At 67.0% G+C, this 11,546-nt stretch carries 13 protein-coding genes; all 13 read left to right on the top strand.

The annotated features are described in order from the left end of the window. Window positions 1–145: 145 nt before the first annotated feature. Complete coding sequence (locus SRAH_RS10915) at window positions 146–748, top strand: YceD family protein (protein WP_045477310.1); 603 nt, start codon at window positions 146–148, stop codon at window positions 746–748. A gap of 191 nt (window positions 749–939) precedes the next feature. Continuing rightward, on the top strand, window positions 940–1,122 hold the full coding sequence (gene rpmF / locus SRAH_RS10910; protein WP_029463379.1) for a 50S ribosomal protein L32: 183 nt from the start codon (window positions 940–942) through the stop codon (window positions 1,120–1,122). 118 nt (window positions 1,123–1,240) lie between these two features. After that, window positions 1,241–2,269: a phosphate acyltransferase PlsX gene (plsX, locus tag SRAH_RS10905; protein ID WP_029463378.1), complete on the top strand. Its 1,029-nt coding sequence runs from the start codon at window positions 1,241–1,243 to the stop codon at window positions 2,267–2,269. 14 nt (window positions 2,270–2,283) lie between these two features. After that, entirely contained in the window at window positions 2,284–3,303 is a 1,020-nt protein-coding gene (locus SRAH_RS10900; protein ID WP_029463377.1) for a beta-ketoacyl-ACP synthase III, read from the top strand. 40 nt (window positions 3,304–3,343) lie between these two features. Further along, window positions 3,344–4,294, top strand: coding sequence for an ACP S-malonyltransferase (gene fabD, locus SRAH_RS10895; protein ID WP_029463376.1), 951 nt, complete (start codon window positions 3,344–3,346; stop codon window positions 4,292–4,294). A gap of 63 nt (window positions 4,295–4,357) precedes the next feature. Next, a complete protein-coding gene (gene fabG, locus SRAH_RS10890) occupies window positions 4,358–5,134 on the top strand; it encodes a 3-oxoacyl-ACP reductase FabG (protein WP_045477307.1) in 777 nt (258 codons plus the stop codon). A gap of 139 nt (window positions 5,135–5,273) precedes the next feature. Beyond that, window positions 5,274–5,513 carry an acyl carrier protein gene (acpP, locus tag SRAH_RS10885; protein WP_029463374.1) on the top strand — a complete coding sequence of 80 codons (240 nt, stop codon included), beginning with the start codon at window positions 5,274–5,276 and terminating at the stop codon, window positions 5,511–5,513. A gap of 7 nt (window positions 5,514–5,520) precedes the next feature. Further along, entirely contained in the window at window positions 5,521–6,765 is a 1,245-nt protein-coding gene (gene fabF, locus SRAH_RS10880; protein WP_029463373.1) for a beta-ketoacyl-ACP synthase II, read from the top strand. 52 nt (window positions 6,766–6,817) lie between these two features. Beyond that, on the top strand, window positions 6,818–7,294 hold the full coding sequence (locus SRAH_RS10875; RefSeq protein WP_029463372.1) for a hypothetical protein: 477 nt from the start codon (window positions 6,818–6,820) through the stop codon (window positions 7,292–7,294). 98 nt (window positions 7,295–7,392) lie between these two features. After that, window positions 7,393–8,028: an RNA polymerase sigma factor RpoE gene (gene rpoE, locus SRAH_RS10870; protein ID WP_029463371.1), complete on the top strand. Its 636-nt coding sequence runs from the start codon at window positions 7,393–7,395 to the stop codon at window positions 8,026–8,028. Between the two features lie 33 nt (window positions 8,029–8,061). Then, window positions 8,062–8,757 (top strand): sigma-E factor negative regulatory protein, encoded by a 696-nt coding sequence (locus tag SRAH_RS10865; RefSeq protein ID WP_171816055.1) that lies wholly within the window; start codon window positions 8,062–8,064, stop codon window positions 8,755–8,757. A gap of 5 nt (window positions 8,758–8,762) precedes the next feature. Next, complete coding sequence (locus SRAH_RS10860) at window positions 8,763–9,812, top strand: MucB/RseB C-terminal domain-containing protein (RefSeq protein ID WP_082210185.1); 1,050 nt, start codon at window positions 8,763–8,765, stop codon at window positions 9,810–9,812. Window positions 9,813–9,885: 73 nt separating this feature from the next. Further along, a complete protein-coding gene (locus SRAH_RS10855; protein ID WP_082210183.1) occupies window positions 9,886–11,427 on the top strand; it encodes a Do family serine endopeptidase in 1,542 nt (513 codons plus the stop codon). Window positions 11,428–11,546: the final 119 nt, after the last annotated feature.

Genomic DNA, 11,546 nt, shown 5'->3' with positions numbered 1-11,546 from the left:
TGGCCATGAACAAAGGAGAGCGCCTTGAGTCTATATGATCATCCGGGATGCGACACCTAGATAAGCAGGTCCGCGTCCATTGCGCTGGCGGCATAAAATCTGTCTGCCTGCCCCACCTTGGCCCATCTCGGTCAGTCCCAGCCCGATGCCCACTCTCAACACTCCCACTACTCCCATCCCCGCGTCCCAGTCCCGGCCCGAAGCCCTTGACCTGCGTGCCTTGGCCGACAGCGGGCAGACGCTGCAAGGCGAGCTGGAGCTGGCTGCGTTGCCGCGCTGGAGCGCCGATGCGCCGCCTTGGTCCACTGCCTTGGAGCCGTTGCGCTGGCAGGCACAGGCCCAGTGGCGTGCCGACCCAGCGAGCGTGCCGGGCGGCGCGAGTCGGAGCGCAGCGCGCCAGTTGTGGTTGTGGTTGAGTTGGTCGGCCCAGGTGCCGTTGTGCTGCCAGCGCTGCCTCGAACCATTTTTGGAGCCCGTGCAAGACGAGCGCTGGTTTCGCTTCGTGGCCGATGAAGCGCGCGCCCAAGCCGAAGACGATGAATGCGCCGAAGACCTGCTGGTCTGGGTGCCTTGCTTTAACTTGCAGGAACTGATCGAGGACGAGCTGTTGCTGGCGCTGCCCTTGGTGCCTATGCACGGGATTTGCCCCAACGCACTGTCGGGCTATGTCGAAGCAGCGGCAGCCGGGGTGGATGAGCCGCAGCGTCCGAATCCATTTGAGGTGCTGGCGCAGCGCAAACCCGATTGATCGGGGGTGCAGGGCCGGCCGGAGGCTGCCCGGATCCATGCTTGGGTGAGGTGTTGCTTGGCAATGAATGGGGCGTTATAATGCAAGGTTTCGCACTCGTGGGTACTCATCGTGGGTGCTTTGCGTGGCAGTGCGCTGTCGCATAGTCGGGATGGCTCCTTGGGCCGCCCATTTTCATCAAGGAGCCTACCATGGCCGTTCAGCAAAACAAAAAATCGCCGTCCAAACGCGGCATGCACCGCTCGCACAACGCCCTGACGGTGCCGGGCATGGCGGTCGAGCCCAGCACCGGCGAAGTGCATCTGCGCCATCATGTGAGCCCCAACGGTTTTTACCGGGGCCGGCAGGTGCTCAAGAGCAAGTCCGAGGCTTGATCCGGCCCGCGTCAGCGCCTCTGTCCGCGTTCGTGCCCGTGTTCGCACCAGCCCCATCTTCGGCGCCAGCCCTGGGGGCCTTGTCGGTCTGCACAGTTCGCCCTAGGGGTAGGTGGTTTTGATTACGCTGGCCGTTGATTGCATGGGGGGCGACCACGGCCCTGCCGTTACCTTGGCGGCGTGTGCGGATTTTTTAACGCGCAACCCCCAAGCCCGTTTGCTGCTGGTCGGCCAGCCGCAGGCGCTGGCGCGGCTGCCAGCGGCACTGGATGCCAGCCGCTGCACCGTGGTGCCCGCCACCGAGGTGGTGGCGATGGACGACCCGGTCGAGGTCGCGCTGCGGCGCAAGCGCGACTCCTCCATGCGCGTGGCGATCGCGCAGGTCAAGAGCGGGGCGGCGCAGGTGGCGGTCTCGGCCGGCAACACCGGCGCCCTGATGGCGATTGCGCGCTACCTGCTCAAAACGCTGGACGGCATCGACCGCCCGGCGATTGCCTCCCAAATGCCCAACGCCAAGGGCACGGCCACCACCGTGCTCGACCTGGGGGCCAATGTCGATTGCAGCGCCGAACACCTGCTGCAGTTTGCCCTCATGGGCACCTCGCTGGTGGCCGCCAGCGGCAAGGTGGCACCCACGGTGGGGCTGCTCAACATCGGCGAAGAGGTGATCAAGGGCAACGAGGTCATCAAACAGGCCGGTGTGTTGCTGCGCCGCGCCGCCGAACACGGCGACCTCAATTTTTACGGCAACGTAGAAGGCAACGACCTGTTCAAGGGCACGGTCGATATCGTGGTCTGCGACGGCTTCGTGGGCAACGTGGTGCTCAAGGCCAGCGAAGGCTTGGCGAGCATGATCGGCGGCTTTGTACGCGAAGAATTCTCCCGCACCTGGTACAGCCAGTTGGCCGCCGCCGTGGCGTGGCCGGTGCTCTCCAGCTTCAAAAACCGCGTGGACCACCGGCGTTACAACGGTGCGGCGCTGCTGGGCTTGCGCGGGCTGGTGTTCAAAAGCCACGGTTCGGCTGATGCCTTTGCCTTCGAGCAGGCCTTGCAGCGCGCCTTCGAGGCCGCTGACAAACAACTGCTGCAGCGGGTGCAAGAGCGCATCGCCGCCGCCGCACCCTTGGCCCTGTCTGTGCCTGAATAATCCATAAACCGCCCATGACCCGCTACACCCGCATCACCGGCACCGGCAGCTACTTGCCACCGCGGCGCGTCAGCAATGCCGACCTGGTGGCCGACTTGGCCACGCGCGGCATCGAGAGCAGCGACGAGTGGATCGTCGAGCGCACCGGCATCCGGGCCCGGCACTTTATTGATGAAGGCAGCGAGGCCAGCGATCTGGCGCTGCAAGCCAGCCTGCAAGCGCTGCAAGCGGCCGGCCGCCAGGTGGCCGATGTGGACCTGATCGTGGTGGCCACCTCCACGCCCGACATGGTGTTTCCTTCCACCGCCACCATCTTGCAGCGCAAGCTCAGCGAGCACGCGCAAGCCCAAGGCTTGCCGGGCGCGGCGGGCGGGGCGGCTTTCGATGTGCAGGCGGTGTGCAGCGGCTTCATTTACGCGCTCACGGTGGCCGATGCCCTGATCCGCACCGGCAGCGCGCGCTGTGCGCTGGTGCTGGGGGCCGAGGTGTTTTCGCGCCTGCTCGATTTCAACGACCGCGGCACCTGCGTGCTGTTTGGCGACGGCGCCGGGGCGGTGCTGCTCGAAGCCTGCGAACACGACGGCAGCGGGCCGGCGCTGCTGGCCAGCGATCTGCACGCCGACGGCCGCCACACCGGCATTTTGTGCGTTCCAGGCAGCCTCAGCGGCGGCTTGGTGCGCGGCGCGCCGCTGCTCAGGATGGATGGGCAGGCGGTGTTCAAGCTCGCCGTCGGGGTGCTCGAAGAGGCCGCCCGCGCGGTGCTGGCCAAGGCCGGAATCGAAGCCGCAGCCGTTGATTGGTTGATTCCGCATCAGGCCAATATCCGCATCATGCAGGGCACGGCGCGCAAGCTCAAATTGGGCATGGACAAGGTCATCGTCACCGTGCACGAGCACGGCAACACCTCCGCCGCCTCGATCCCGCTGGCGCTCGATCACGGGGTGCGCTCGGGCCAGGTGCGGCCGGGCCAAATGCTGCTGCTCGAAGGCGTGGGCGGTGGCTTTACCTGGGGTGCGGTGCTGCTGCGCCTCTAAGGCGCATCCAGGGCGCCTTGAAGCTGCAAGGAGTTTTCAGATGTCTGATTTTGCTTTCGTTTTCCCCGGCCAGGGCTCGCAGTCGGTGGGCATGCTCGACGCCTGGGGCGCGCATCCGGTGCTGGCCGCCACGTTGCAAGAGGCCAGCGCGGCCTTGGGCCAGGACGTGGGGCGCTTGATCCACGAAGGCCCCAAAGAAGAACTGGCGCTCACCACCAACACCCAGCCGGTGATGCTGGTCGCCGGGGTGGCGGCGTGGCGCATCTGGCGCGCCGAAGGCGGTGCGCTGCCGGTGGCGCTGGCCGGGCATTCGCTGGGCGAGTACGCCGCGCTGGTGGCGGCCGGGGTGCTCACGCTGGCGCAAGCGGCGCCGCTGGTGCGCCTGCGCGCCCAGGCCATGCAAGACGCGGTGCCGGTGGGCAGCGGGGCCATGGCCGCCATTTTGGGCCTGAGCGCCGAGCAGGTGCGGGCTGGCTGCGAGCAGGTGCAAGCCAGCTTTGGCCCCGAGAGCGCCGAGGTGGTGCAGGCAGTCAACTTCAACGACCCGGCGCAAACCGTGATCGCGGGCAGCAAGGCGGCGGTGGAGCGCGCCTGCGAGCAACTCAAGGCCAGCGGGGCCAAGCGCGCGCTGCCACTGCCGGTCTCGGCCCCCTTCCATTCCAGCCTGATGCGGCCCGCGGCCGAGCGCCTGCGCGTGGCGCTGGCGCAGACCGAGTTGCTGGCGCCACAAATTCCGGTGCTCAACAACATCGACGTGGCCTTTGAGAGCGCGCCCGAGCGCATCCGCGATGCCCTCTACCGCCAGGCCTTCGGGCCGGTGCGCTGGGTTGAGTGCGTGCAGGCGCTCAAGGCTCGTGGGGTGCGCACGGTGGTCGAATGCGGCCCCGGCAAGGTGCTGGCTGGGCTGGTCAAGCGCATCGATCCCGAGTTGGCCAGCGCCGCCCTCTACGACCCGGCTACACTGACGGCACTGCGCGCCCAGTTGGGCTGAGCACTGGCTTTGCAGCCGGTTTAAACCGAGACAGCACCCCCGCGCAAGCGCAGGAATTCCCCCATGAGCGACACCACACCGAGCCATCCAGCCGCCCCTACAGCCCCAGCAAGCCAAGTCGCCTTGGTCACCGGCGCCACGCGCGGCATCGGGGCCGCCATTGCGCACGAGTTGGCGCGCCGGGGCTACCGCGTCATCGGCAGCGCCACGCGCGACGACGGCGCGGCCAAAATCAGCCAAGCCTTGGCCGCTTACCCCGGCTGCCGGGGCGTGCGGCTCGATGTCAACGACGCCGCCGCCGCCGAAGCCCTGATCGAGGCCATCGTCAAAGAACACGGGGCGCTGCACGTGCTGGTCAACAACGCCGGCATCACGCGCGACATGCTGGCCATGCGCCTCAAGGACGAAGACTGGGACGCGGTGCTCGACACCAACCTCAAAGCGGTGTTTCGACTCAGTCGTGCCGTCATCCGCCCGATGATGAAGCAGCGCTGGGGCCGCATCGTCAATATCACCAGCGTGGTGGGGGCCAGCGGCAACGCCGGGCAGGCCAACTACGCCGCCGCCAAGGCCGGTGTGGCGGGCTTGACGCGCGCGCTGGCACGCGAGCTTGGCAGCCGCCAGATCACGGTCAACTGCGTGGCGCCGGGCTTCATTGAAACCGACATGACCGCCGCCCTGAGCGAGGTGCAGCAGCAGGCGCTGCTGGGCCAGATTCCGCTCGGGCACTTGGGCAAGCCGGCCGACGTGGCGCACGCCGTGGCCTTTCTGGCCAGCGCGCAAGCGGGCTACATCACCGGGCAGGAGCTGCACGTCAATGGCGGCATGCTGATGCCCTGATTTGGTCCCCCGGCCCACTTGCGCTAACATCGGCCACCCGACCGCGACCCCGAACGGCTGGCCGGGCCCTTTTTTTAAGTACCCAAACCGACCCGGCTAGAATGCCGGTCTTGCATTTCAACCACCCACAGAGGGAACTATGAGCGACATCGAAGCACGTGTGAAGAAAATCATCGCCGAACAACTCGGCGTGGAAGAGTCCCAGGTCACCAACGAAAAAGCCTTCGTGGCCGATCTGGGTGCCGACTCGCTCGACACCGTGGAACTGGTCATGGCCCTGGAAGACGAATTCGGCATCGAAATCCCCGACGAAGACGCCGAGAAAATCACCACCGTGCAGCACGCGATCGATTACGCGCTGGCACACCAGAAAGGCTGAGCCGCCTATGAGCCGCCGCCGTGTGGTCGTGACCGGTCTGGGCTGCATCAGCCCCGTGGGCAACACGGTGCCAGAGGCCTGGGCCAGCCTGCTCGCGGGCCGCTCTGGCATCGGGCCCATCAGCAAGTTCGATGCCTCCGCCTTTGCCTGCAAAATTGCGGGCGAGGTGCGCGGCCTCGACCTCGATTCCTACATTGGTGCCAAAGAAGCGCGCACCATGGACACCTTCATCCACTACGGCATCGCCGCCGCAGCGCAGGCCGTGGCCGACGCTGGCTTGCGCACCGGGGCCGAGCTGGATGAGGAAGAAGCCTGCCGCATCGGCTGCATCATCGGCTCGGGCATCGGTGGCTTGCCGCTGATCGAAGCCACCCACGCCGACCTGATGCAGCGTGGGCCGCGCCGCATTTCGCCCTTTTTCGTCCCGGCCTCGATCACCAACATGATCTCGGGCCATGTATCCATGCGCTTTGGCTTCAAGGGCCCCAATTTGGCTGTGGTTACAGCCTGCACCACCGGCCTGCACTGCATCGGTGAGGCGGCGCGCAAAATTGAATACGGCGACGCCGACGTGGTGGTGGCGGGCGGCTCCGAGGCCACCGTCTCACCGCTGGGCATTGGGGGCTTTGCCGCCATGCGTGCGCTCTCAACCCGCAACGACGACCCACAAGCCGCCTCGCGCCCTTGGGACAAAGACCGCGACGGCTTTGTGCTGGGCGAAGGGGCTGGGGTGCTGGTGCTGGAAGAATACGAGCACGCCCGCGCCCGCGGGGCCCGCATCTACGCCGAGGTGGCGGGCTACGGCATGAGCGCCGACGCCGGCCACATGACCGCCCCCAATATGGATGGCCCGCGCCGCGCCATGCTGTCGGCCTTGCGCAACGCCGGCCTCAACCCCGACCAAGTGGACTACCTCAACGCCCACGGCACCTCGACCCCGCTGGGCGACATCAACGAGAGCAACGCCATCAAGGCGGCTCTGGGCGATCACGCGCGCCGGGTGCTGATCAGCTCCACCAAATCCATGACCGGGCACCTGCTCGGCGGGGCCGGTGGGGTCGAGAGCGTGTTCACGGTGTTGGCGCTGCACCACCAGGCGGCCCCGCCGACCATCAACCTGTTCGATCCCGACCCCGAGTGCGACCTCGACTACTGCGCCCACACCGCACGCGGGTTGAAGATCGACGTGGCGCTCAAAAACAACTTTGGCTTTGGCGGCACCAACGGTTCGCTGGTGTTCAAGCGGGTCTGAGGCGGGGCCGCCCGTGGCGGCTGCTGCGCTTGCCACTTGAAAGGCCCCTGCCATGCAAGGCCCGCCCTCTGTTACCTACCCCGCCGGGGCGCAGCAGGCCGAGTACGCCGCGCTGGCCTTGCTGGCTGTGGCCTGGGCGCTGGGTTTGGCGCTTTGGTTGGCCTTGGCCCCTGATTTCGTGGCCCCTGCGGCTTGGTGGGCCAGTTTGGGTGCTGGCTCGGGCTTGCTGGGTTGGGGCCTGTGGCGCCTGCGCACACCGGTGGTGGGCGAACTGGTCTGGGAGCCCCTGCCAGCGGGGGCGCGCAGACGCAGCGCGGCCGTGCGCGGGCAGTGGCGCTGGTTCAGCCCGGCGTGGCGGCGCGGCTTGGCGTTGAGCGAGCTGCGCTGCGTGCTCGATTTGCAAGGCCTGTTGCTGTTGCGTTGGCGCAGCAGCAGCGGTTTGAGCGGTTGGCTGTGGCTGGAGCGCGCCCAAAATCCTGGGCAATGGCGCGTGCTGCGCGCGGCCGTACTGGCCCAGCCGCAGCCCTAAGGCTTACAAATTCTTGCAAGCCGCAGCGCCACAACAGGTGTCATTGGGTCGGCGCCGCTGCCGGGATCGGGTATATTGACCCGCCCTAAGCGCTCAACATGACCGAAACCGCTCCCGCTACCCCTCCCGATGCCGATTTGTTGCTGGTGCAGCGCACACTGGCCGGGGATCAGCGCGCCTTTGGCTTGCTGGTGGTCAAATACCAGCGCCGCGTCGAGCGCCTGATCGGGCGCATGGTGCGCGACTCCAACCTGGTGGAAGACATCGCCCAAGAAACCTTCATCCGCGCCTACCGGGCGCTGGCCCAGTTTCGAGGCGAGTCGCAGTTCTACACCTGGCTGTACCGGATCGCGGTCAACACCGCCAAAAAACAGCTGATGGAGCTCAAGCGCGACCCGGTGATCTTGATGAGTTCGCTCATGCGCGCCGAAGACGATGAAACTTCCGCACCCGAACTCGAACTAACTGGGCAAGTAGCCGATGCCGAAACACCCGAATCGCTGCTGGCGAGCAAGGAGATAGCCTTGGCCGTCAACGCCGCGATGGAGGCCTTGCCCAAGGAATTGGGGCAAGCCATCGCCCTGCGCGAGATCGAAGGACTCAGCTACGAGGAAATTGCCCTAGCGCTAGACTGCCCCATTGGGACCGTGCGTTCGCGTATTTTCCGTGCCCGTGAAGCCATTTCGGCACGCATTAAGCCCATGCTGGAGCGCCAGACGGGCAAGCGCTGGTGAAGCGGCCCAACCTGAATGAGTAAACGCACGACCATGCAAACAAAGCCCCACCCCTTGGCTGCCGATTCCAGCCCCTCCGACGCCGCCCCCGCAGGGGATGCGAGGCCGGTGCCTGCGCGCGAGTGGTTGTCGGCCTTGCTCGATGGCGAGTGTCCGCCCGAGCGCGTGGCGCAGGCCACAGCCACGCGCGCAGATGCCGACGCCGATCTGTACGCCGACTGGTCGCGTCACCACTGGATTGGTGAGGCGCTGCGCGGCTCGCCCGCAAGCCGTTTGCCGCCTGCCAGCCCGGCCTTTGCCGACGCGGTGCTGGCCCGCTTGGCGCTCGAGCCTGCCCCAATGCCAAGCCCGCTAGACGCGGCGCCCGCACCAACCCAGCCACTCCCACCAGCCGCCGCCAACGACGCCGTGTTTCGCTGGAAAATGGTGGCTGGCTTGGCTTCCGTGGCCACGGTGGCGGCCCTTTCGTGGTCGTTTCTGTCGGGGGGCGTGGCTGCTGACCATGGGCAGCAATGGGCGCAAGCCCCGGCGCTGCAATCGGTGGCTGCGTCTGACCCATCTACCGAGCCTGCGGGTTTGCAAGGCGTGGTGACGGCCAAGGGGCTGATGTGGCGCGACCCACAACTCGACGCCCTGTTGGCGGCGCACCGGCAGCACGGGGGCATGAACGCCTTGCACGTGCCGGTTGGTTTTCTGCGCAACGCCACCTACGACCATTCGGCGCCCTAATGAACATGCTTAGCTTACTCAGCCGCCGCAGCGGGGCGGTCGCTGCCGGGGCGGTGCTGCTGGCCTTGACCTTGGGTGGGCCAGCGGTGCACGCACAAAGTGCGGCACCAGCCGCACCCGCTTCAGCCGGCAACGCCGGCGCCAACCCATCTGGGGTCATGCAGCAGTCGATTGCCTACTGGTTGGAGCGCTTGCACCAGGCTTCGCGCAACCGCGCCTATGTGGGCACCTTCGTGTATTCCAGTGGGGCCGAAATCGCCTCCTCCAAAATCTGGCATGTGTGCGACGGTCGGCAGCAGTTCGAGCGCATCGAGGCGCTCTCGGGCGCCCCACGCATCACCATGCGCCGCAACGACGAAGTCGCGATTTTTTTTCCTGCACAAAAACTGGTGCACAAAGACCGGCGCGAAGCCTTGCGCCAGTTCCCCGATTTGCTGCGCGCGCCCAATCGGCGCATCGAAGCCTTTTACACGGCGCGCGTGGTCGGCACCGAACGGGTGGCCGGACTCGAAGCCACGGTGGTGGACTTTGTGGCGGGCGACGGGCTGCGCTTTGGCTACCGGATTTGGTCCGAGCAGCGCACCGGTTTGATGATCAAGATGCAAACCCGCACCCCCCAAGGGCGCGTGCTGGAGCAAGTGGCGTTCACCGAATTGCAGCTCGATGCGCCGGTGCGCATGGAGCAACTGGCGCGTCAGTTCGAGCAGACCAGCGGTTACCGGGTCGTGCATCCGGTGCAGCGCGCCAGCACGGCCCAAGAGCAAGGGTGGCGGCAGCGCAACGAGGTGCCCGGCTTTCAGTCCATGGGCCTGCACCTGCGCCAAGACCCCCAAGCGGCCCCGATTGCGCAGTGGATTTTCTCTGACGGCTTGGCATCGGTTTCGCTTTTCATTGAAACTTTCAATCCACAGCGACATACACGCGAAACGGCCTTGGCCGAAGGCGCTACCCATTCGGTGTCGCGCCGTGTGGCCGAGCACTGGGTGACGGCAATGGGGGAGGTGCCACCCGAAACCCTGCTGCTGCACATCCAGGCGCTGGAGCGCTTGCGTTAAGACTTGAATCGTTCTGGCTGTGGCCCCATGTACACAGCACCTTTTTGCTTTTGCCCGCCGGAGTTTTAGCACCATGACCCCCATCAAGCAATCCACCCGACGCTATCTTGCGGCCAGCGCTGCCGCACTGGGATTGGTCGGCGTGCTCTGGTTGGCGCAACCGCAGGCGGTCGAAGCACAGTCTGGCGCCCTCACCACCAGCGCCGCTGGCTCCAGCACGCTGGCGCAAGCCGCACCGGCTCGCAACGCCCCGACCAGCGCCCCGGTGGAGGTGCGCGGCCTGCCCGACTTCACGGTGTTGGTCGACCAGGTCGGGCCGGCGGTGGTCAACATCCGCACCATCGAGCGCGTGCGCCGCAGCGGCTCGCCCGAAGACCAGATGCAGGAGTTCTTTCGCCGCTTTGGCATCCCGCTGCCACCGGGCATGGCGCCGCGCGGTCCGCAAGGGCCGCAAGAGGGCGGCCCCGAGGTCGAGCGCCCACGCGGCGTCGGCTCGGGCTTCATCCTGACCGCCGACGGCTTCATTTTGACCAATGCGCACGTGGTCGAAGGGGCCGACGAAGTGGTTGTGACCCTCAACGATGAGCGCGAATTCACCGCCCGCGTGGTGGGGGCCGACCGGCGCACCGACGTGGCGGTGGTCAAAATCGAGGCCACCCGCTTGCCCACGGTGCGCATCGGTGACGTGGCGCGGCTGCGCGTGGGCGAGTGGGTGATGGCGATCGGCTCTCCCTTCGGGCTGGAGAACACCGTCACCGCCGGCATCGTCAGCGCCAAGCAGCGCGAGACGGGTGAGTTCCTGCCCTTCATTCAGACCGATGTGGCCATCAACCCCGGCAACTCGGGCGGCCCGCTGATCAATATGCGCGGCGAGGTGGTGGGCATCAACAGCATGATCTACAGCCGTTCGGGCGGCTTTCAGGGCATCTCTTTTGCCATCCCGATCGACGAGGCGATGCTGGTGGCCGACCAGTTGCGCGCCACCGGTCGCGTCACCCGTGGCCGCATCGGCGTGGCGATCGACGCCGTGGACCGCGAACTGGCCGAGACGCTGCGCCTGCCGCGTGCCACCGGGGCCCTGATTCGTGGCGTTGAAAACAACTCGCCGGCGGCGCGTGGCGGCATCGAGCCCGGCGACGTGGTGTTGAGCTTCGACGGCAAGCCGGTCGAGCGCTCGACCGATTTGCCGCGCATCGTGGCTGGCACCGCGCCCGGCTCTCGCGTGCCGGTGCGGGTGTGGCGCCAAGGGGCCGAGCGCACGCTCACCGTGACCGTGGCCGCTTTCGAGGACGAGCGCACGGCGCGCGCCGGTGAACGCGAGCCCGAGCCCACGGCCACCCCGGCCTCGCAACGCCTGGGCCTGAGCTTGCGCGAGCCCAGCGCGGCCGAGCGGCGCAGCTTGCGCATCGAAGGGGGCGTTTGGGTTGCGGCCGCCAGCGGAGCGGCGGCGCGGGCGGGCTTGCGCCCCGATGACGTCATACTGGCCTTGGGCAACCGCCCGGTGAACAATGTGCGCGAGTTTGAGGCGGCGGCTGCGGCCGTGCCGGCCAACCGCCCCGTGCACGTGCTGGTGCGCCGAGGCGACTGGACCCAGTACGCCATCATCCGACCCTGAAAGCGACCGCTCGCCTGCCGCTGCGTCCATCTGGTCGCCCCCACATCCACAACCCGTCGAGCCCGTACAATGGCGGGTTGACCTGCTGGTTTTAGCGCAGGCCTCGGGTGCGCCCGCCA

The organism is Serpentinimonas barnesii (genome assembly GCF_000696225.1).
Classification (GTDB): Bacteria; Pseudomonadota; Gammaproteobacteria; order Burkholderiales; family Burkholderiaceae_C; genus Serpentinimonas; species Serpentinimonas barnesii.
The sequence above is the reverse complement of the archived record's forward strand: the minus strand, read 5'-3'. Positions and strand labels throughout refer to the sequence as shown.